The 21,190-nt window shown below is 61.6% G+C and carries 20 protein-coding genes; 14 read left to right on the forward strand and 6 right to left on the reverse strand.

Annotated features, from left to right (window positions below; genetic code table 11):
* Window positions 1–60: 60 nt before the first annotated feature.
* The 6 genes from AC1D3C_RS09075 to AC1D3C_RS09100 all read left to right on the forward strand — a co-directional run bounded on the left by AC1D3C_RS09075 (window position 61) and on the right by AC1D3C_RS09100 (window position 4,398).
* On the forward strand, window positions 61–1,098 hold the full coding sequence (locus tag AC1D3C_RS09075; protein WP_105401427.1) for a cysteine synthase A: 1,038 nt from the start codon (window positions 61–63) through the stop codon (window positions 1,096–1,098).
* 25 nt (window positions 1,099–1,123) lie between these two features.
* Window positions 1,124–1,861, forward strand: coding sequence for an alanyl-tRNA editing protein (locus AC1D3C_RS09080; RefSeq protein ID WP_105419351.1), 738 nt, complete (start codon window positions 1,124–1,126; stop codon window positions 1,859–1,861).
* Window positions 1,862–1,886: 25 nt separating this feature from the next.
* The gene (gene sseA, locus AC1D3C_RS09085; protein WP_477482644.1) at window positions 1,887–2,753 is read left to right on the forward strand and encodes a 3-mercaptopyruvate sulfurtransferase; all 867 of its coding nucleotides are present in this window, start codon (window positions 1,887–1,889) and stop codon (window positions 2,751–2,753) included.
* 5 nt (window positions 2,754–2,758) lie between these two features.
* Entirely contained in the window at window positions 2,759–3,316 is a 558-nt protein-coding gene (locus AC1D3C_RS09090; protein ID WP_105437655.1) for a GNAT family N-acetyltransferase, read from the forward strand.
* Window positions 3,316–3,783, forward strand: a complete 468-nt coding sequence (locus AC1D3C_RS09095) for a hypothetical protein (protein ID WP_477482645.1) — start codon at window positions 3,316–3,318, stop codon at window positions 3,781–3,783. The genes AC1D3C_RS09090 and AC1D3C_RS09095 overlap by 1 nt, the downstream gene beginning before the upstream one ends.
* A 111-nt stretch (window positions 3,784–3,894) precedes the next feature.
* Window positions 3,895–4,398, forward strand: a complete 504-nt coding sequence (locus tag AC1D3C_RS09100) for a DUF1203 domain-containing protein (protein ID WP_477482646.1) — start codon at window positions 3,895–3,897, stop codon at window positions 4,396–4,398.
* Window positions 4,399–4,465: 67 nt separating this feature from the next.
* On the opposite strand, the gene AC1D3C_RS09105 is transcribed toward AC1D3C_RS09100, so the two are convergent.
* Together AC1D3C_RS09105 and ald are read right to left on the reverse strand one after the other, a co-directional pair.
* Window positions 4,466–5,152 carry a PadR family transcriptional regulator gene (locus AC1D3C_RS09105; RefSeq protein ID WP_477482647.1) on the reverse strand — a complete coding sequence of 229 codons (687 nt, stop codon included), beginning with the start codon at window positions 5,150–5,152 and terminating at the stop codon, window positions 4,466–4,468.
* 181 nt (window positions 5,153–5,333) lie between these two features.
* Window positions 5,334–6,452, reverse strand: coding sequence for an alanine dehydrogenase (gene ald / locus AC1D3C_RS09110; protein WP_105401135.1), 1,119 nt, complete (start codon window positions 6,450–6,452; stop codon window positions 5,334–5,336).
* Between the two features lie 153 nt (window positions 6,453–6,605).
* On the opposite strand from ald, the gene AC1D3C_RS09115 reads away from it, so the two are divergent.
* The 6 genes from AC1D3C_RS09115 (at window position 6,606) to AC1D3C_RS09140 (ending at window position 12,854) form a co-directional block, all read left to right on the forward strand.
* On the forward strand, window positions 6,606–7,067 hold the full coding sequence (locus AC1D3C_RS09115) for an Lrp/AsnC family transcriptional regulator (protein ID WP_477482648.1): 462 nt from the start codon (window positions 6,606–6,608) through the stop codon (window positions 7,065–7,067).
* A 93-nt stretch (window positions 7,068–7,160) separates the two neighbouring features.
* The gene (locus tag AC1D3C_RS09120; protein WP_038542296.1) at window positions 7,161–7,490 is read left to right on the forward strand and encodes a PilZ domain-containing protein; all 330 of its coding nucleotides are present in this window, start codon (window positions 7,161–7,163) and stop codon (window positions 7,488–7,490) included.
* A 301-nt stretch (window positions 7,491–7,791) separates the two neighbouring features.
* Window positions 7,792–9,426: a sensor histidine kinase gene (locus AC1D3C_RS09125; RefSeq protein WP_477482649.1), complete on the forward strand. Its 1,635-nt coding sequence runs from the start codon at window positions 7,792–7,794 to the stop codon at window positions 9,424–9,426.
* Window positions 9,423–9,791 (forward strand): response regulator, encoded by a 369-nt coding sequence (locus tag AC1D3C_RS09130; protein ID WP_038542293.1) that lies wholly within the window; start codon window positions 9,423–9,425, stop codon window positions 9,789–9,791. The genes AC1D3C_RS09125 and AC1D3C_RS09130 overlap by 4 nt, the downstream gene beginning before the upstream one ends.
* Before the next feature lie 158 nt (window positions 9,792–9,949).
* A complete protein-coding gene (locus tag AC1D3C_RS09135; protein ID WP_247037900.1) occupies window positions 9,950–11,938 on the forward strand; it encodes a bifunctional 2',3'-cyclic-nucleotide 2'-phosphodiesterase/3'-nucleotidase in 1,989 nt (662 codons plus the stop codon).
* A gap of 79 nt (window positions 11,939–12,017) precedes the next feature.
* Entirely contained in the window at window positions 12,018–12,854 is an 837-nt protein-coding gene (locus AC1D3C_RS09140; protein ID WP_477482650.1) for a PhzF family phenazine biosynthesis protein, read from the forward strand.
* A gap of 88 nt (window positions 12,855–12,942) precedes the next feature.
* Here AC1D3C_RS09140 and AC1D3C_RS09145 read toward each other — a convergent pair whose 3' ends face one another.
* Window positions 12,943–13,503 carry a DUF2087 domain-containing protein gene (locus AC1D3C_RS09145; protein WP_477482651.1) on the reverse strand — a complete coding sequence of 187 codons (561 nt, stop codon included), beginning with the start codon at window positions 13,501–13,503 and terminating at the stop codon, window positions 12,943–12,945.
* 300 nt (window positions 13,504–13,803) lie between these two features.
* On the opposite strand from AC1D3C_RS09145, the gene AC1D3C_RS09150 reads away from it, so the two are divergent.
* Window positions 13,804–14,832, forward strand: a complete 1,029-nt coding sequence (locus AC1D3C_RS09150) for a zinc transporter ZntB (RefSeq protein ID WP_477482652.1) — start codon at window positions 13,804–13,806, stop codon at window positions 14,830–14,832.
* A 37-nt stretch (window positions 14,833–14,869) separates the two neighbouring features.
* Here AC1D3C_RS09150 and AC1D3C_RS09155 read toward each other — a convergent pair whose 3' ends face one another.
* Window positions 14,870–15,838: a LysR family transcriptional regulator gene (locus AC1D3C_RS09155; RefSeq protein WP_477482695.1), complete on the reverse strand. Its 969-nt coding sequence runs from the start codon at window positions 15,836–15,838 to the stop codon at window positions 14,870–14,872.
* Between the two features lie 159 nt (window positions 15,839–15,997).
* Between AC1D3C_RS09155 and AC1D3C_RS09160 the strand changes: the two genes are divergently transcribed.
* Window positions 15,998–16,615, forward strand: coding sequence for an FMN-dependent NADH-azoreductase (locus tag AC1D3C_RS09160; RefSeq protein ID WP_038542278.1), 618 nt, complete (start codon window positions 15,998–16,000; stop codon window positions 16,613–16,615).
* Here AC1D3C_RS09160 and AC1D3C_RS09165 read toward each other — a convergent pair.
* Entirely contained in the window at window positions 16,612–17,895 is a 1,284-nt protein-coding gene (locus AC1D3C_RS09165; RefSeq protein WP_477482653.1) for a GGDEF domain-containing protein, read from the reverse strand. The genes AC1D3C_RS09160 and AC1D3C_RS09165 overlap by 4 nt on opposite strands.
* 87 nt (window positions 17,896–17,982) lie before the next feature.
* Window positions 17,983–21,171, reverse strand: coding sequence for an ammonium transporter (amt, locus tag AC1D3C_RS09170; protein ID WP_477482654.1), 3,189 nt, complete (start codon window positions 21,169–21,171; stop codon window positions 17,983–17,985).
* Window positions 21,172–21,190 lie beyond the last annotated feature (19 nt).

A 21,190-nucleotide genomic window follows, 5' to 3' on the forward strand; every position in this document is an offset into this window, starting at 1 on the left:
GGGTCCTTGTCCGCCGAAAAGACCCTGTTTACATGTGCGATGAACAAGAAGGCACCCCCGATGACCTCCCATTCCTCCGTCCTCGACGTGATCGGCAACACGCCCCTCATCCGGCTGAACGGCGCTTCCGAAGCGACCGGCTGCGAAATCCTCGGCAAGGCGGAGTTCCTGAACCCCGGCCAATCGGTCAAGGATCGGGCAGCGCTCTACATCATCCGCGACGCTGAAAAGAAGGGGCTGCTGCGCCCCGGCGGCGTCATCGTCGAAGGCACGGCCGGCAATACCGGCATCGGCCTGACCGTGGTCGCGAAGGCGCTCGGCTATCGCACCGTCATCGTCATCCCGGAAACCCAGAGCCAGGAAAAGAAGGACGCGCTGAAGCTGCTGGGTGCCGAACTGGTCGAGGTTCCCGCCGTCCCTTACAAGAACCCGAACAACTACGTGAAAATCTCGGGCCGCCTTGCCGAGGAGCTTGCAAAGACCGAACCCGCCGGCGCGATCTGGGCCAACCAGTTCGACAACGTCGCCAACCGCGAAGCCCATGTCCAGACCACGGCGCCCGAGATCTTCGAGCAGACCGGCGGCAAGGTCGACGGCTTCATCTGCGCAGTCGGCTCAGGCGGTACGCTTGCCGGTGTCGCCCTCGGCCTCAAGGCCCGCAACCCGGACATCAAGATCGGCATCGCTGATCCGGAAGGTGCCGCCCTTTATGAATTCTACGCCCATGGCGAGTTCAAGTCGGAAGGCAATTCGATCACCGAGGGCATCGGCCAGGGCCGCATCACCGCCAATCTCGAAGGTTTCAAACCGGACTTCGCTTACCAGATCCCGGATGCGGAAGCGCTGCCCTACATCTTCGATCTCGTCGAGCACGAAGGCCTCTGCCTCGGCGGCTCGACCGGCATCAATATCGCCGGCGCCGTCCGGCTCGCCAGGGATCTCGGCCCCGGGCACACGATCGTGACGGTGCTTTGCGACTACGGCAACCGCTATCAGTCCAAGCTTTTCAACCCGGATTTCCTGAAATCCAAGGGCTTGCCGGTGCCGGCATGGCTGACGCAGAAACGGCAGATCGACATTCCCTTCCAGACGGTCTGATACCCTTCAAAGAACAGAGTGATCCATGCCCGTTGAAGCTCTCTACCGCGACGACTTCTATCTATCGACAGCAGAAGCGGTGGTGACGGCCATCCACGAGGACGGCGGCATCGAGCTCGATCGCACCTGTTTTTACGCCGCGTCCGGCGGTCAGCCGGGCGATACCGGCTTTCTCGAACGCGCCGATGGCACGAAAATCCAGCTTGGGCAAACCAGACACGGCGCCACCAAGGATATCGTCCTCCACGTGCCCCTGGAAGGTGAAGCCCAGCCGCTGGTTGGCGAAAATCTAGTCATGCATATCGACTGGCAGCGCCGCTACAAGCTGATGCGCATGCACACCGCCTGCCATCTTCTCTCCGTCGTCTGCCAGTATCCGATCACCGGGGCCGCCGTCGGCGAAGAGGAGTCGCGCGTCGATTTCGACATGACCGACACAATCGACCGGCAGGAGGTAACCGCCAGGCTGATGGAGCTCGTCGGCCAGAACCACCCCGTCTACGTGCAGTGGATCACCGACGAGGAGCTTGCCGCCAATCCGGGCATCGTCAAGTCGAAGAACGTACGCCCGCCGATGGGTCTCGGGCGGGTCAGCCTCGTCTGCATAGGCGAAAATTCCAGCGTTGACAGCCAGCCCTGCGGTGGAACACATGTCTCCGAAACGCAGGAGGTCGGGGCGATTCATATCGCCAAGATCGAGAAGAAGGGCAAGGAAAACCGCCGGTTCCGCATCCGGTTCGGCGAGCCCGGCGCAGAGGCCTGATATATCGGCCCAAAGGAGATATGACATGAGTGAAACCAGCCGTTTCGTCGTTTCGTCCGAGTGGCTTCACAACGAGCTCGGCAGCCCCGACCTCAAGATCCTCGACGCCTCCTTCTATCTTCCCGCGCAGAACCGCGACGCGGATGCCGAATACGCGGCCGGGCACATTCCGGGCGCCATCCGCTTCGACCACGACAAGGTCGCCGATCACTCGACCGGCCTGCCGCATATGGTGCCGTCGCCGGACGTGTTTGCCGAGACCGTCGGCCGCATGGGCATCCGCGAAAACGACCGGATCGTCATCTATGACGGTCCCGGCATCTTCTCCTCGCCGCGCGGCTGGTGGCTGTTCCGGATCATGGGCGCAGGCCAGGTCTTCGTACTCGACGGCGGCATCGACGGCTGGAAGGCCGAAGGCAGGCCGCTCGAAACGATCGTCCCCTCGCCCGAACCCGTCACCTTCACCCCGAATTTCCGGGTCGACAAGGTGATCGACTTCCAGACCATGCTGTCGATCGTCAGCGAAGGCACGCGCCAGATCGCCGATGCACGGCCGGCCGGCCGTTTCGCCGGCACCGACCCCGAGCCGCGTGCCGGCATGCGTTCCGGCCATATGCCGGGCGCGCTCAGCCTTCCGTCCGGCACGTTCTCGGTCAACGGCAAGCTGCGTTCGCTGCCCGAGCTGCAAAAGGCGATCGAGGATGCCGGCATCGACTTCGGCCGGCCGGTGGTGACGAGTTGCGGCTCCGGCATAACCGCCGCAATCATCACGCTGGCCCTCGAATCCCTCGGCCACGAGGACAACGCGCTCTATGACGGTTCATGGACCGAATGGGGCAGCCGCCAAGATACGCCTGTGGTTACCGGCCCGCCCTCGCCGAAAGCGGCGTGAGCGTCATGGCCAGGAAGCCCGCTCCGCTGAAAGCCCATGTCACCAGCCTGGAAATGACCGCACCGCCGAAAACAAGCCTGGCCGTGCCGGTCAATATCCAGACGGCGATCATCCGCGCGCCCGAAATCCCGCTTCACTACTATCGCTATCTCTATCGGCAGGTGGGCAAACGCTGGCACTGGTACAAGCGCCTGCGCATGGGTGACGAGGAACTTGCGGCCGCCGTCCACAATCCGCGGACCTCCGTGACGGTGCTCTACGTCAACGGCGCGCCGGCCGGCTTTTTCGAGCTGTTCAAGGAAAGCGACGACGTCATCGAGCTCTCCTACTTCGGCCTGTTCGAGCGGGCGATCGGGCTTGGCATCGGCAAGTGGTTCCTGCTCCAGGCGCTCTATGCAGCCTGGCAGGACAATCCGCAGAAGGTGACCGTCACCACCAATACGCTGGACCACCCGCGCGCCCTGCAGCTCTACCAGATGATGGGTTTTTCACCGGTTTCGACCTACGAAGCGCTGGTTCCGCCGATGACGGATGCCGAGCTCCTGAAAGCGCTCGACGGCTGATGTCGCGATTTTCACCCAAGGCGATGTTGATCGCTTTCGTGGTGATGATGCTCGTCGTCCTCCTGTTATTTATCTCCTGGTGGGTGGTCAGGATCACCCTCTACATTCCGCAAACGGTCGGCATCGACAGGGTCGAAGTCCTTTGTTCGAAGTGGCCGCCGCGTCGGCAGATGCCCTTTTTCGAACCACCGCGCAAATGGAGCTCGGATTGCGGCGCGGTGCGGCGGCAGTTCGGGTCGCACGTATCCGAAGACACGTTCATCTCCTTCACTTACATCTCCCCCTTCGACAACAGGAGCTATCGCGGCACCCTGCAGCGGAACTGGAACGACCAGAACCAGACCACGCGGACAGGCGACCGAATCGAGATCGAAGCATCGCGGCTGATGGCTGAAACCTTCACCGACTGGTCGAGCTCCAGCATTGCCGCCGAAAACATCATACGCTCGCCGCCCAAAGGCAACTGATACAGCCCGCTGGCGCAACGGATTTCATATTCTCGACCGGAGGCAAGTATCGGGTGGCGAGACGGGTCCTGCAGGCGCATTTCTTGTGCAACACGCACACAGGAGAGCCCGATGACCATTTCCTTCAAAGCCATGCCCGCCGCCGATGCCGAGCATCTCTGGAAGGGCGGCGCCGACGCCTACGGACGCCAGCCGGAAACGATGACGTCCGACGGCCCCGGTTATCCCTGCCGCCATTGCCTCAAGAATATCGATGCCGGCGAGGAATTGCTGGTTCTCGCCTACCGGCCCTTCCCCGAACTGCAGCCCTATGCGGAAACCGGCCCGATCTTCCTGCACAAGCAGCCCTGCCGGCGTTACGCGGCTGAAGAGGTCCTGCCGCCCATGCTGGCGAGCACAGATTATATCGTCCGCGGCTACGGACGGGACGACCGGATCGTCTATGGCAGCGGCGCAGTGGCGCCGACCGAGACGATCGCCTCGCGCGCCGAGGAATTGCTCGCCCGCGACGACATCGCCTATGTGCATGTCCGCTCGGCCCGCAACAATTGTTACCAGTGCCGGATCGACAAGGTCGAGGTGCCGGCGTTCAAGGACACGGCTCTCGCAATCTGAAACGCGAAAGCGCGCCGTTCTATCGAAGCGGCGCGCCATCATGTTCGTTCCGAAGTCCGCTTAGGCTTCAATTCTGGGTATTGTCACCCTGCTCGTCGCCGCGCTCAAGGCTTTCGGCGAGATCGAGCAGCAACCTGACGATCTCACTGCCCTTCCTTTCGTCGCCCTCGAGCTTGCGGGCAATCACCTCGCGAAGGTTGAGCATGGCGGAATCGACGCTGCGCGGCAGTGACGGGCCGGATTCGCGGCCGCGCTCGTGGCGCTCCTGCCGCTGCTTGATGCGCTCGGCAAGCTGCGACAGCCGATCGAGGATCGTCGCGGCAAAGCTGCGGTTCTCGTCGAGATACTTGCGGCCTTCGTCGGTGATCGCATAGCGCTTCTTGTTGCCGTCCACCTCGGCGACGACATAGCCGGCCTCTTCGAGGTAGGTCAGCGTCGGATAGATGACGCCGGGGCTCGGCGCATAGAAGCCGTAGGTGAGATCCTCGATATGCTTGATGATCTCGTAGCCGTGGCGCGGTTCCTTCTCGATCAGCGCCAATACGACGAGGCGCAGGTCGCCCTGCATCAGGAAGCGGCCAATCCGGCCATCGCCGTCGTCGCCGAAACCGCGGCCGCCGCCGGGACCACCCCGGCCGCCGCGTCCAAATCCTCCACCGAACGGGCCTCCGCGGGCGGCGAACACTTCCTCGAACCCTTTGCGGCCGCCACGCTCGCCGCAGCCATGTCTTCCATCGAACCTGTGTTTGAACATTTCTTGTCTCCTCAGACTGTCTTTCGATATATCTAAAGGTAGCAACCCAGGAGATTTCGTCAACAACTAAGATATATCTAAATCATATCTGATTGATCTTGAACATAGAAAAACGCCGGACGCGAAGCGCCCGGCGTCTCTCCAGCCCCTAAGTGTCTCAGCCGGTCCGCGGCACTTCCGGTTACGCGACGCTGAGCAGGCTTTCCGGAGCGAAGGCCTCGTAGCCGAGCGCTTCCGCGACCGGCTTGTTGGTGACCCGGCCCCGATGAACGTTGAGGCCGTTGCGCAGGTGCCTGTCTTCGGCGATCGCCCGCAAGCCGCGGTCGGCCAGCGCCAGCCCGTGCTGCAGCGTCGCATTGTTCAGCGCATGCGCCGAGGTCACCGGCACGGCACCCGGCATGTTGGCCACGCAATAATGGACGATGCCGTCGACCTCATAGGTCGGCTCGGAATGGGTCGTCGCATGCGAGGTTTCGAAGCAGCCGCCCTGGTCGATCGCGACGTCGACCATGACTGCGCCCTGTTTCATGCCCGAGAGCATTTCGCGGCTGACCAATTTTGGCGCGGCAGCACCGGGGATCAGCACGGCGCCGATGATCAGGTCGGCGGAGAAGACCTCCTCTTCCACCGCATCGATGGTCGAATAACGGGTGTGAACGCGGCCGTTGAAGATGTCGTCGAGCTGGCGCAGGCGCGGCAGCGACCGGTCGATGATCGAAACGTCGGCGCCAAGGCCGGCAGCCATCCGGGCCGCATGCAGGCCGACGACGCCGCCGCCGATGACGGCGACCTTGGCCGGCAGCACGCCGGGCACGCCGCCGAGCAGGATGCCGCGGCCGCCATGGGCCTTCTGCAGCGCGGTCGCACCCGCCTGGATCGCCAGGCGGCCGGCGACTTCCGACATCGGAGCCAGCAGCGGCAGCCCGCCGCGATCATCGGTGACGGTCTCGTAGGCGATGGCGGTGACGCCGGACGCGAGCAGCCCCTTGGTCTGTTCCGGATCGGGCGCAAGATGAAGGTAGGTATAGAGAAGCTGGCCGTCGCGGAGCTGCACCCATTCGGAGGGCTGCGGTTCCTTGACCTTGACGACCATGTCGGATCTTTCGAAGATTTCCTTGGCCGAACCGACGATCCTGGCCCCGGCAGCCACATAGGCGCCGTCATCCGCGCCGATGCCGGCGCCTGCCTTGGTCTCGATCAGCACTTCGTGGCCGTGGGCCACATATTCACGTACCGCGCCGGGCGTCAGCCCCACGCGGTATTCATGGTTTTTGATTTCCTTCGGGCATCCGACACGCATTCAGCGTTCCTCTCAGTTGTGGCTTTCGCCGTTGATGTTCCCGTGAGGAAGAAAACCAGAAAATCGCGTGAATGTCCTTGCGAAGACGAATTGCGGAATGTCGCATTTTCGCAGATAATTGCTTGAACGGCCAATTTTTCGAAGGATCTACGAATGAGCGCATTCGATGCCATTGATGTTGCGATCATGCGAACCTTGCAGCAGGAAGGCCGCATCTCCAATGCGGAGCTTGCCGAGCGTGTCGGGCTGTCGGCGTCGGCCTGTTCGCGGCGGCTCGACATCCTTGAGAAGAGCGGCACGATCAGCGGTTATCACGCCCGGCTTTCCAACAAGGCGCTCGACTACAAGATGATGGTGATCGTCCACATCTCGCTGTCCGGCCAGTTCGCCAGGACGCTCACGGAATTCGAGGCGGCGGTGAAGCTCTGTCCCAACGTTCTGGTCTGTTACCTGATGTCCGGTGAATACGACTACATCCTGCGGGTCGCCGCCAAGGACCTCGAGGATTACGAGCGGATCCATCGCGACTGGCTGTCGGCGCTGCCGCATGTGGTGAAGATCAATTCGAGCTTTGCGCTGCGCGAAATCATCGACAGGCCGAATGTAGGTCTATGATTGGGATCACTCGACTTTTACGGATCGTCCTAAAGGGATTTCAAGGCAATGCGTGTATCTTCCGCGCCTTAAGGAACAACGAGGGATGAGACCATGATCAACGGACGAATGAAGACCCGCAGCGCGGAGCGCAAGAAGACCCGCATTCTGGGTACGGTCAAATATTTCAATCAAGCCGTCGAAGGCCGCGTCACAGATCTCTCGGCGACCGGCATGGCGCTTGATCTCGGGGGTCGCGTTTTTCATGCCGCGGATGGCAGTCAGGTCCGGGTCGAGAGCCAGGAATTCGGCATCCTGGAAGGCACTGTCAAGTGGCGCCGCAGCGGCCGGCTCGGCGTGCAGTTCAGCATCAACAGCAATGCGGTGGCGCAGGTCTCGTCCTATTTCCGCTTCTTCCATAAGGATGCGCCGGCCTCCCGCTGAATCGGTCGGTGCATCCCCGCCGCCATCCAATTTTCAACACATTCACGATCCCTCGAATCACCACGCATAAACAGCGACAATGTAAAGGCCACGGATGCCGGAAATATCCAGCCGAAATGAGCATTTACCAAATATTTACTACTTGCCGTTGAGTTGATAAATGATAAAGTCCTAATTTATCCGGAGCATTAAAACCAAAGCCCGCCCTCGTTGAGAGTAGGCGGCTGTTCAAGTGTCCCAGTTTTTCCCGCCTGCATTGAGCGCCTAGTCACAGCGCGCAGGCAAAACCAAGGATGCTTCGATGGTTGCTGTTCCTTTTGCCTCGCCCTCCACGACATCGCGGGTTGCACGTATGCGGGCTACCCTCGTTACATGGCTGGCAGCTGGTCTCCTGGCGCTGGGGGGCCTTCTGGCGGTGTCGAACGGCTTCTTCCTTGCTACCTATACTTTGAGTGCGGCGACGATCCTTCTGGCGCTTGCTGCGGCCGCCTTCGCAGCGTCCATCTGGGCCAAACGAAGGATACGGCGCGATATCGATGCCAAACTCGGCCGGCTCGAAAGATTCACGCAGACATTCGGACAGACGCAAGGCACCTTGCGCGGTCTCGACGGCAGGATCGTGCTCTGGGGGATCGGCGCAGAACGGCTTTACGGCTATTGCGAAGAAGAAGCCCTGGGGAAAAATGGGTTCGACCTTCTCCACACCCGTTTCCCCATCCCGTTCGAGGAAATTAATGCGATCCTCGCGCGCGACGGCGAATGGCAGGGTGAACTCACGCGTCGCCACAAGGATGGCAGAGAGATCCACATTATCGGCAAATGGTCGCTGATCCGCGGCGAAGCCGGGGAGCCGGAAGTTGCGATTGAAGTCAGCAGCGACATCACCTCCATCAAGCTCGCCCAAAGGCAGCTCCATCAGACCAACGCCCTGCTCCGCGCCATCCTGGAGACCGCGCCGGGGCTGATCTACGCCAAGGACCTGCAGGGCCGCATCATCCTGGCGAATGTCTCGACGCTCGACCTGATCGGCAAGCCTTGGCCCGAAGTCGAAGGCCGCACGGACCTGGAGTTTCTGGACAGCAAAGGCCAGGCCGAAGCGGTGATGGTCAACGACCGTCGGATCATGGAACAGGCGAGGACCGAAGAATTCGAAGAGGTCATCAGCCGCGAGGGCCGCCACCCACGGGTCTGGTCGTCGACCAAAGCTCCGTTGCGCGATGCCGATGGCAAAGTCATCGGCCTGGTCGGCGTCTCGGTCGAAATCACCGAGAGGAAACGGATCGAGGAGCGGCTGCAACTCATGGTCAACGAGTTGAACCACCGCGTCAAAAACACGCTTGCGACCGTCCAGGCCATTGCCTCCCAGACCCTGCGGGGCGGCGATCCGATCGTGCGCCAGAACCTGGAGCGGCGCCTCATGGCGCTGGCGGCCGCACATGACGTGCTCACCCGCGAAAAATGGGAGGGGGCAAGTATCGACGATGTGGTCACCGGTGCACTGGCACCGTTTGGCGAGGGCGGCGACCATCGCTTCGCGGTCTCTGGCCCATCGCTCCGGCTGCTGCCGCGGGCGGCGCTCGCGCTTGCCATGGGTCTGCACGAACTGACCACCAATGCCCTGAAATACGGCGCGCTCTCGACGCTTAACGGTCAGGTCGCGATAAATTGGCAGATTGTCGAGGGTGCCAAACCTCTGCTGCGATTGACATGGATCGAAAGCGGCGGACCGCCTGTCGCCGTGCCGTCGAGACGAGGGTTCGGCGTCAGGCTGATCGAGCGCAGCCTTGCCCAGGATCTCGGCGGCAAGGCATCGGTGATATTCGATCAGCCTGCCGGGATCGTCGGGACGATCGAGGCGCCGCTCTGCGACGTCGTCGTCTCGGCCGAGGTGACGCCCTTCCTGCCAATGGGTGCCCTGCAAGCGGGTGCAAGGTGAACGATGCCCAGATCTTTGTCGGAATTCGCGTCCTCATCATCGAGGACGAGGCACTTGTTTCGATGATGCTCGAAGAGTTCCTGGAGCAGATCGGCTGCAGGATGATGGGGACGGCCTCGCGGCTCGATGATGCGATTATCAAGGCCCGGTCGCTTCCCCTGGACATGGCCCTGCTGGACGTAAACCTCGCCGGCGAAGCCAGCTTTCCAGTCGCCGAGATCCTTACCGCTCGGGACATCCCCTTCATTTTCGTGACCGGATATGGACCGCTCGGCCTGCCTGCCGACATGCGCCATATCCCCGTCCTTCCCAAACCCTTCCAGATGGCCCAGCTCGTCGACGCGATGCGGATGGCGGCCTATTGACGCGTCGGGTTAGCACCTCTTCCTGACCGCCTCTAGGACAGAGCCCGCGATCATCACACCATCTCCTCCACCGCTTCAGAATCCGCTTGGAGATACAATCCTCGCGCGTCAATATGGCGCCGAATTGTCGCTCACCGGTCCGCTCCAAGGAGGCTGCCATGTCATCGCTTAACGATCTTCACCCGATCACCCGCCGCTCGCTGCTCGGAGGTTTTGCCGCCTCGTCGGCGCTTGTCATGCTGCACCCGTTTGCTGCCCGTGCGGCCGGCAATCAGGCACATCTTCGCATCATGGAAACGACCGACATCCACGTTCACGTCTTCCCTTACGATTATTACGCCGACAAGCCAAACGACACGCTTGGCCTTGCCCGCACCGCCTCGATCATCGACGCAATCCGTGCCGAAGCCGGCAACTCCATGCTGATCGACAATGGCGACTTCCTGCAGGGCAACCCCATGGGCGACTACATGGCCTATGAGCGCGGCATGAAGGACGGCGACAAGCACCCGGTCATCAAGGCGATGAACGTACTCGGCTACGATGCCGGCACGCTCGGCAACCATGAATTCAACTACGGTCTCGACTTTCTGTTCAAGGTGCTGGCGGGCTCCGGCTTCCCTTACGTCTGCGCCAACCTCACCAAAGGCATGCTCGCCTCCGACCCTAAAAAGGACGAGCTTTTCCTGAAGCCTTATGTGATCGTCGAGAAGAAGATCAAGGACGGCTCGGGCGCTGAAAGCCCGATCAAGGTCGGCTTCATCGGCTTCGTGCCGCCGCAGATCATGACCTGGGATGCGAAGAACCTCGAAGGCAAGGCACAGACCCGCGACATCATCGAAGCCGCCAAGGCCTGGGTGCCGGTCATGAAGGAAGAAGGCGCCGACGTCGTCATCGCGCTTTCCCATTCGGGTATAGACGGCGGGGGCCCGGGCGACCGTATGGAGAACGCGTCGCTCTATCTCGCCGGCGTTCCCGGCATCGACGCGATCTTCACCGGCCACCAGCATCTCGTTTTCCCGAACAGCAAGGATTTCGACGGGGTCAAGGGGGCCGATACCAAGAAGGGCACGCTGCAGGGCAAGCCCGCCGTCATGGGCGGTTTCTGGGGCTCGCATATGGGCCTGATCGACCTGCTCGTAGAAAAGGACGGCAAGGGTTGGAAAGTCGTGGACTTCACCTCCGAAGCCCGGCCGATCTACCACCGCGACGACGCCAAGAAGATCGTCGCCGACGTCAAGGACAAGCCGGAAATCATCGCGGCCGCCAAGGAGGAGCATGAGGCGACGCTCGCCTATATCCGCCGCGCGGTCGGCAAGAGCTCGGCGCCGCTCTATTCCTATTTCGCGTTGGTCGCCGACGATCCGTCGGTGCAGATCGTCGCCAATGCGCAGACCTGGTACATCAAGGACATGCTGAAAGAGGGCCAGTACAAGGACATTCCCGTGCTCTCGGCCGCGGCACCCTTCAAGGCCGGCGGCCGCGGCGGTGCCGAATATTTCACGGATGTCCCGGCAGGCGACATCGCCATCAAGAACGTCGCCGACCTCTATCTCTATCCGAATACCGTGCAGGCGGTGCTGATCACCGGAGCTCAGGTCAAGAACTGGCTCGAAATGTCGGCCGGGATGTTCAATCAGGTTGCGTCAGGTGCCAAGGACGCACCTCTCCTCAACAACGATTTCCCGTCCTACAATTACGACGTCATCGACGGCGTCACCTACCAGATCGACCTGTCGCAGCCGACCCGCTTCGACAAGGACGGCAAGCTCGTCAATGCCAATTCCAACCGCATCGTCGACCTCAAGTACAACGGCAAGCCGATCGATCCGGCCCAGAAATTCGTGGTGGCGACCAACAACTACCGCGCCGGCGGCGGCGGCAAGTTCCCGGAGATCGCCGGCGACAAGGTGATTTTCGTGGCTCCCGACACCAACCGCGACGTGATCGTCCGCTATATCGTCGAACAGGGCACGATCAACCCGTCGGCCGACGCCAACTGGTCGTTCAAGCCGCTGCCCGGTACAAGCGCGATCTTCGAGACCGGCCCCAAGGCCCGCCAGTTCGCTACCGCGGTCAAGGGTGCCAAGATCGAGGACGCCGGCGACGGCGAGAACGGTTTTGCCAAGTTCCGGCTCGTGCTGTAACGGCCAATATCACCTTTCGGCGACATTTGGACGGCAGCCTTGGCTGCCGTCTTTCTTTTCAACTGCATGAGGCAAGGCAATGCCAAAATTCTCCTTCCAGCAAGTCGACGTCTTCTCCAGTCAGCCGATGCGCGGTAATCCGCTTGCCGTGGTGATCGGCGCCGATGGACTGAGCGACGCGCAGATGCAGTCCTTCGCCAACTGGACCAATCTCAGCGAAACGACATTCCTGCTCGAGCCGACCGATCCGAGGGCCAGCTACCGAGTGAGGATTTTCACGCCGTCGCAGGAACTGCCTTTCGCCGGCCATCCGACGCTCGGCAGTGCGCGTGTCTGGCTCTCGCAGCAACAGACATCACCAACCAGCGACATCGTGCAGGAATGCGGCGCGGGCCTCGTCCGCATCCGCCGTGACGGCAACCGGCTTGCGTTTGCGGCGCCGCCGCTGACGCGTAGCGGCCCGGTGGATCCGGCGCTGGTGGAGCGGATCGCCAAGGCTCTCAGCCTGCCCAACAACCTGATCGAGGATTCCAACTGGTGCGAGAACGGCCCGGACTGGATCGGCGTGCGCCTGCCCTCGCGCGCCGATGTGCTGGCGGTCAAGCCGGATTATTCCGCTCTCGCCGGCACCCGCGTCGGGCTCGTCGGGCGCTTCAATCCCGATCTTGACAGTAAGGACGCGCAATTCGAGGTGCGTGCCTTTACCCGCAACGGCTATGAGGATCCGGTCACCGGCAGTCTCAACGCCGGCCTTGCCCAATGGCTGATCGGATCCGGTGTCGCGCCGGAAAGCTACGTTGCGGCCCAGGGCACCGTGCTCGGTCGCGCCGGCCGGGTGTATGTCGACAAAGTCGGCGACGATATCTGGATCGGTGGAGACGTAGTCGCCTGTATTCAGGGTGCGCTGGAACTCTGATCCTGGCGGAGATGCCATCGGCAGGGAGGTTCCGACCGATGGCTTACGATTCACGATTTAGACCGATCCGGAATGGGCCGACTGACGGTTATGCCGCCTTTGCCCTGGCAGGACCGATCCGCGACACCAGCAGTTTCAGTTCCGCCGGCGGTTTCTGCTCGATGCGGCGGTATTCCCGGCCGTCGCGGGTGCGCTGGACGAGACCGAAATCGAAGAGATCGCGGCGCAGCATCGCGGCATCGCCGAAGAGGTGCAGCGTGTTCAAGAGTTCACTGATCTGCCGTTCGGTGAACTCCCGGTCCGCCGGTATCTTCGACCACAGGAACCACAGGCAGATTTCCTGCAGCCCGCGCTTGCCGGGCCAGCGCACCAGCCTGCCCTCCTCGTCGAAATGGCGCGCTGTCTTCAACACCCGCGCCTCGTCGGGCGCCGGCGTGTCCTCCAGCACCGGGCGCCACTCGGCGATGACGTCGGCCGTTTTGGCAACGGCGCGAAAATGCTGGTAGTTGCGGAAGCCCGCGGCCCGGGTCAGGAGATTGAGCATCTCCAGATGGCTCGGCTTGTGATCGAACTTGGCGATCCCGTCGCGGACGGATTTGGCGAAAGCCGAAAGATCGGCGATCTCCATGGGAAAGATGGATCTCGGCATGTCTTATCCTCGAACGCGCCGTTCCCCAAAAATCGGGGTGTCGCTGGTCGCCGGCTTGTCGACTCTAGCACGGGATAAGTGCTGATCATCTTTGTCATGAGCAGGTTTAGCTTCCCTTTCGGGACGGCAACGCCTCGGTGAACTGCAGACCGTTGTGCCGTTATAGCAGAGGTCAAAACGTCGTCAACTCGCAGCCGGTGACTGCCGATCGTTCCGCCGTTGTTGAGGGAATGCTTACCCTTCGCGGGCACAGTATTTGCTGGTAGAATCGATCCGAAATCGGCAGGAGGACGCACACGGATGCTCGAAAAGGCAAAGACCGCAGTAAGCTACGGAGACGAGCCAGGCCTGCGCTTCGTCCTTGTCCTCGACGGCCACGGCGGCTGCAGGACGATGAACATGTCCGAGGCCTGCAGCTGGAAGCCGGGCGACGGTATCGTCTGGATGCATTTCGAGCGCGATCATCCGGCGACCGCGGAATGGATAAATACCAATGGCGGCTTCGATCCGCTGGTGGCGGAGGCGCTTCTTGCAGAGGATTCCCGCCCGCGCGTCGAGCCCGTGGGCGACGGACTGCTGATCATCCTGCGGGGTGTCTGCGCCGCTCCGCCGGAAGAAGCAGAGAAAAACTCCGACGAGATCGATCTCGTGCCGCTGCATATCTGGGTGGACGAGCACCGGCTGGTGACATTGCGCGACAGCGGCCACTATATCACCGCGCTGCGCGATATCCGGCGGGCCCTCGATAACGGCAAGGGTCCCCGGCAGGCGGGAGAACTGCTGGCGCTTGTCAGCGACAAGCTCGTCCGCGATCTGGAGCCGGTGCTCGACGACATGGACGAAGAAGTCGACGAACTTGACGAGCTGATTTTCAAGGGTGAAGCAAGCGAAGTCCGGCTGAGGCTCAAGCTGCTGCGCCGCCGTGCCGTACAGCTACGCCGCTATCTCGCACCGCAACGCGACGCGCTCAACAGGATCGAGCACGACGATGCGCCGTGGCTCAAGGAACGCGACAAACTCCGCTTTCGCGAGGTGATCGACAAGCTGATGCGGTTCATCGAATATCTCGACGCGATCCGCGACCGCACCGGCATCCTTCATGACGACCTTTCGACGGTCATCGGCGAACGGATCGCCCGCAATTCCAACAGGCTTGCCGCTTTGGCGGCCCTTCTCCTGCCGCCGAGCGTCGTGGCGGGCCTTTTCGGCATGAATGTCGGTGGCATTCCCGGCGTTAATGACACCTGGGCTTTCCTGATCATCGTTGCGCTTGTCGTCGTTATTTCCGCGGGCACGCTGTGGATCCTCAAGCGCATCGACTGGCTTTGATCCCTCTTCGACGCGCTCCGGCCGGCATAGGCTTCGGTTATTCGGCGGCTTGAGGCATTCCTTCGCGAGGTTCGATGCCGAGCATCTGCTTGAAGTCGTCATGGCTCGGGCAGGTCGACAGCCGACGCTCCATGGCATCGACCAGCCACCGGCCCGCAGGTCCTAGCGGATTTGCGGCCTTGCGCATGGCATAGAGCGGGTATTGGCTTTGCTCATAGGCTTCGAGATCGAGCGCAACGAGAGTTCCGTCCATGATGTCCCTTCCGGCGACCGAAGCGGGCAGGCCGCCCCAGCCAAGACCACCCTTGATCAGTTGGTGCTTGGTGGCAATGTCGCTGACGCGCCATGTCTTGTAGGACAAGACATTGAAATCGCGGCCATTCGTCAGGCCTGACGTGTCCGTGACAACCAGCTGAACTTCCTCGCGCACGTCCGCGAGCGTCAGGGGCCGACGGAACTTCGCAAGCGGATGTTCGGCAGCGGCGACCGGAATCATGAAGGAGTAGCCGATCTTCTCCATCACCACCGAATCCTCCTGCCGAAGGATCGATCCGCCTATGCCGATATCGGCCTTTCCGGATAGGACCATCTCCATGACCATGCCCAGTTCGCCTATATTGAGATTGAGCGCCACGCTCGGAAACCTCTCCCGGAATTCACGCAGCTCCGTCACAACGGCATCCGACGGAACCATCACGCTCAGCGCCACCGACAGTTCCGCTTCCAGCCCCTGCTTGATGCTCCTGGCCCGGGCGCGCATCACCTGAAGATCGGCGACGATGCGCCGGGCGTCAGTCAGCAGCGCCTTGCCCGCTTCGGTCAGCTTCGGCTGACGGGCGCCGCTGCGCTCGAAAAGCGCCATTTCCAGCTGGGCTTCGAGATTGCCGATCGTATAGCTGACCACCGATTGCGCCCGGTTCAGCGCGCGCGAGGCCGCGGAAAAGCTGCCCGTTTCGGCAACCGCCAGAAACACCTGCAACTGATCGAGGGTGGGATTGGCATCCATGGTCGTCATCCAAATTTTCGATAGATAGCTTCGATATTATCTCAGTTTTATCGATGGGCGTCCACGCCTATCTATTTCTCGAACACAGCGGATCCACCCGCTCCCCAATCCTTCTGCAGGCCCAAGACTGCGGATAAGATCTCCAGATAAGGAAAAAATATGTCCTCTATCCTCCTCGTCACTTCCAGCCCGCGCGGCGATGACTCGCTGTCCAGCAAGGTCGCGCATGACCTCGCCAACGAACTGAGCGCCCGCGACAATGGCACGTCGGTCGTCCATCGTGATCTCGGCGCCAATCCGATCCCGCATCTCGACAGCGTCACCACGTCCGCCATCCGCAAGCCCGCAGCCGACCGCACCCCGGAAGAAGCTGCCGCCGCCGACTATTCCGACAAGCTGGTTGCCGAACTGATGGCTGCCGATACCGTGGTCATCGCCACCGGCCTCATCAACTTCAACATCTACTCGACGCTGAAGAGCTGGATCGACAACATCGCTCGCGCCGGCCAGACGTTCCGCTACACGGCCGAAGGCCCGGAAGGCCTCGCCAAGGGCAAGAAGATCTATATCGTGCTTGCATCCGGTGGCGTCTATTCCGAAGGCCCGGCCACCGGCATGAACCATGCCGTCCCGTACCTCACGACCATCCTCGGCTTCCTGGGTATGACGGATGTGGAAGTCATCTATGTCGAAGGCCTTGCCTTCGGCCCAGAGGCTGCTGAAAAGGCTATCGCCAGTGCCCAGCAGCGTAATCGGCAGCTCGCTCTCGCCGCTTAAGCCGTCCCTGCGCCTGACGGGACGAGCCTGCCAAGACGGCCGTGGACATTGTCCCGGCCGTCATTTTTTGCGCGATAGAGCCGCTCATCGGCGCGCCCGAGCAGCGTATCGAGCGCATGTCCGTCCTCCGGGGCCGTCGCCACTCCGATCGAGACCGTCACGCATTGGCCGTCAGGGCGTATGACCGATCGGCAGATTGCAATGCGCAAACGTTCTGCGATCGTCAGGGCGCCGTCGTGATCGGTATCGGGCAGGATCAGCACGAATTCCTCGCCGCCGAAACGGGAAAGATGGTCGATCGGGCGTGAGCCCGCCTGCAGACAGACCGCAATTTCCTTCAGCACCTCGTCACCCTTCAGATGGCCGAAGAGGTCGTTGACCTGTTTGAAATGATCCGCGTCGACGATGATCAGGCTGAGCCCTGTTCCGCGATCGAGGCAGCGGTGAATGAGTTTCGGAACATCTGCCTCCAGCCGGCCGCGATCGAAAAGACCGGTCAGCCCGTCGACGCCGCTCTTGGCAAGCAGGGCCTGGTAACGCTCGCGAAACGTCAGGTCGTTGAAGATATCGGTGATCTCGCGCGTCGATCTGGCGAGCCGCGGAATCTGCTCGATCTTGAGATAGGCTGCAAAAAGCAGTGAATAGAGAACCACTGACAGCAGCTTGGCGTACCATCCGCCGAAGAAGACCGAAGGCGGCGCACCGAAGAGGATGTTCAGCGCCGAGTAAAAGCCGATCTGGTCGAAGGTCAGGATAGCTGCGCCGCTGATCGCGAAACGCAAAACCACATTGCTACGCAGCACCCGCCCCAGCCGTTCGTAGAGCAGGATGATACCGATCGCGTCGACGTAGAGCAGCGCCGTACCCCACACCATCAGCCAGCCCATCTCGCTCAAAAACGCCAAGTCCGCGGCGCGGCCGCCCGGCAGCGCCACGACCTCATGCGCCTGTAGAATCTGGGCGATGCCGACGGTCAGGAGATTGCCGAGGAAAAGCCCGTAGATCGGCTGGCGGACGACTGCCGCATCCTCTTTCAGGTAAAGGAGCAGGATCATCATCAGCTTGCCGGCAAAAAAGACCGACGAGCCAGGGGACACGGTGCCGAATGGAAGTTCGATGTAGAAGACCGCCGCAAGGTAGGTCTCCATGAAATGCATGACGCCGAGCGCCGCCAGAAATATGCCAAGGCCAAGATGGCGGCGGAAATGCAGGAAGGCGGTCATGACGGCGAAATAGATCACCGCTTCCAGAAGAAAGAGGGCGAGATTGAACACCTGCATTTCGATCTGCTTTACCCCCCGCAGGCATTATGCCGCTGTAACCGCTATCTTTTTACAAGCTCTCCACCCCTATGGGGATTATGGCCATTATGCATGACTATGCAATAACGGCTGGTAGGTTTCCCCTTCGAACGTCGGGTAATCCTGGATCTCCGGCAACTTCTTCGGCACGTTGCGGAGCTGGGTGGCGATTGCCGGATCGATCTCACGCGTGATCTCGCCTAGTTTTCGGGGCTTGCCGAGGAGATAGCCCTGCAGCTCGTCGCAGCCTGCATGAGCGAGGAACAGCGCCTGTTCGGTCGTCTCTACACCTTCCGCGACGACCTTCATGCCGAGGCCGGTGCCGAGGTCTATAATGGTGCGTACGATGATCTGCGCGTTGTCGACCAGGTTCAGGTTGTTGACGAAACTACGGTCGATCTTGATCGTGTCGAACGGGTAGCGGCTGAGATAGCTCAGCGATGAATAACCGGTGCCGAAATCGTCGAGCGCGATGTGGAAGCCCATGCGCTTCAGATCGTTGAGGATCTGCACGGCGCGCTTGTCGTCCTCGATCAGCACGCTTTCGGTGATCTCGAGCTCGATCCGGTGCGGATCGGCACCGGTGGTCTTCAGCAGATCAGCGAGATCGGTGACGAAATCCGCATGGCGGAACTGCAGCGGGCTGACGTTGACGCTGATATGGCCATCGATACTGTCCAGGATCTTGCAGGCTTCGGCGAGCACCCAGGCACCGAGCCGGATGATCTTGCCGGAGGCTTCGGCGACCGGAATGAAATCGCCCGGACTGATCATGCCGCGCTTCGGATGGAACCAGCGCAGCAGCGCCTCGTAACCGATGATGAGGCCGCTTTCCGCCTCGACACGAGGCTGCAGATAGAGTTCGAATTCGCCCCGCTGCAAGGCGATTTCCAGATCGACTTCCAGCTCCCGGCGTTTCTCGATCAATTCGTTYATGCCCCGCTTGAACATGCGGCAGGCATTCCGGCCGGCGTTCTTGGCATGATAGAGTGCCACGTCGGCGCAGCCGATCAGCGCGTCCACGTCTTTTGCATGTTCGGGGCAGAGCGCACCCCCGATGCTAACGCTGATATTGACCTGTTCACCGTGGCCGATATCGATCGGATCGGCCATCGCGGTCAGCAGCCGATCGCCGAAACTCTCAAGCTCGTCGGTATCGGATGTATGGGCGATGATGACGGCGAACTCGTCTCCGCCGAGACGGGCGACGATATTGTCCGGCCCGGCTTCGGCGGCAAGGCGCGCGGCGGTTTCGCGGATCACCGCGTCGCCGGCCTGGTGGCCATGGATGTCGTTGACGTCCTTGAAGCGATCGAGATCGACCATCAGGACGCCGCAACCCCTGCCGTTTCCGGCCTCATCCACAAGTTCGGTCAGCCGCTCGGAAAACAGCACCCGGTTCGGCAGCCCGGTCAGCGGATCGTGGAGAGCGAGGTAGCGCATGCGGCTCTCCGCCAGCTTGCGCTCCCTGAGGTCGACGAGGCAGCCGATACGGGCTTTTTCGCCGCGATAGAGGATGTCGCGGCCGCGCGCCTCGACGGGGATTTCCTCGCCGCTCGCCAGCGCCACGAGAATCTCATGGCTGTTGTCGTCGTTGAGTTTCATCATGTCGACGACGGGGATCGTCTCGCCATCATGCAGGAAGTCGAAGACGGAACGGCCGATGATTTCGAGAAGCGGCAGGCCGATCATCTTGCCGAGCTGTTCGTTGCCATCGACGATGATACCGTCCCGGTGGATCAGGATCGCCTCGAACGTGGCGTTCGCCAGCGCTGCAACGCGCTCGGATTCCTCGTTGTCGCGTCGGAGCTCGGTCAGTTCTCCGCGGCTGCGCTCCTCCTCCTCGACATTATCCATCAGCCGGTTGAAGAGGCCGGTCAGCTTTTCCGCCTCGTCGCCCTTGACCATGGGAAGGCGCTTGCGCAGGTCGGCATTGCCGCCGAGAAGATCGGCCAGTGCATCCTCCACATGGCCGACGCCGAGGCGGGTTGCGTGTTCGGCAAGGTTCAGCCCATCCTCTTCGTCCTTGGCCGAAACCCGGATGTGCATCAGCCGGTCGGCCGCCCAGAAGAAGGCGTAACCGAGACCGAAGGACCAGTAGAAATTGACGCCAACGCCGACCAGCTGCACGTGCAGCTGCGCCAGCCTGCCGCCAGCCGGAAGCTGGTCGACCGGCGCGAGAAGCGCCAGGAGCAGGGTTCCGGCGACACCAGCAAAGGCATGCACACCGATCGCGCCGACCGCGTCGTCGATCTTGAGCGTTCTCTCGACGAAGGCGTTGCCGAAGATCGCCACTGCGCCGCCGATGGCACCGACCATCAGCGCGTTTGCCGGATCGAGGATATGGCAGCCGGCGGTTACCGCCACCAGCCCGCCGAGCATGCCGGAGTTCGACTTTTCTGGAAGGATGACGCCGTCCTGGTAGAATCCGATGACATAACCGACGCAGGTGCCCATGCCGCCGGCCAGCACCGTGTTCATGATGATCGGCGCCAACTGATCGGAAACGCCGAGTGTCGAACCGCCGTTGAAGCCGATCCAACCTATGAAGAGAAGCAGTGCGCCCGTGGTCGACAGGACCGGGCTATGGCCGGCGATCCTGACCGGCGTTCCGTCGGCATTGAACTTGCCGATGCGCGGGCCGATGACCATGCAGGCCGCAAGCGCCACCCAGCCGCCGGTCGAATGGACGACCGTGGAGCCGGCGAAATCGACAAAACCCATCTGCGACAGGAAGGCGGATGCATTGGGAAACAGCGCTGCGCCCCAGACCCAGTGGACGAAGACCGGGTAGATCAGCCCCGACATGAACAGCGAGCCGAACACATAGGCCGCCAGCTTCATGCGCTCGGCGACGGCGCCCGAGACGATGGTCGCGGCGGTGCCGCAAAACATCACCTGAAAGACGAAAAACGCCGACTGCCAGCTGTCGAGATCCCGCAGGAAGTAGAACTCGCTCTGCTTCCCGAACAGGAAACCGTTCGAACGGCTGAAGGCGATCATGAAGCCGACCGCGGCGAACGCGACGACGCCGAAGACGAAATCGAGAAGGTTCTTCTGCGCGACGTTGATCGAGTTCTTTGAGCGCACCATGCCGGCTTCGAGCAGAAGGAAGCCGACCTGCATCATCATCACCAGTCCGGCGGCGACGAGCACCCATGTCATGTCCAGCCGGGAAGTGCGCGAAAGCAGATCATCCGCGAAGGCAAAGCTTGGAATAAGGCCGCCGGAAAGCCCGGAGCCTATAAAGAGCATAAAATATGACCAGCGAGAT

The organism is Neorhizobium sp. P1_A6 (assembly GCF_056406795.1).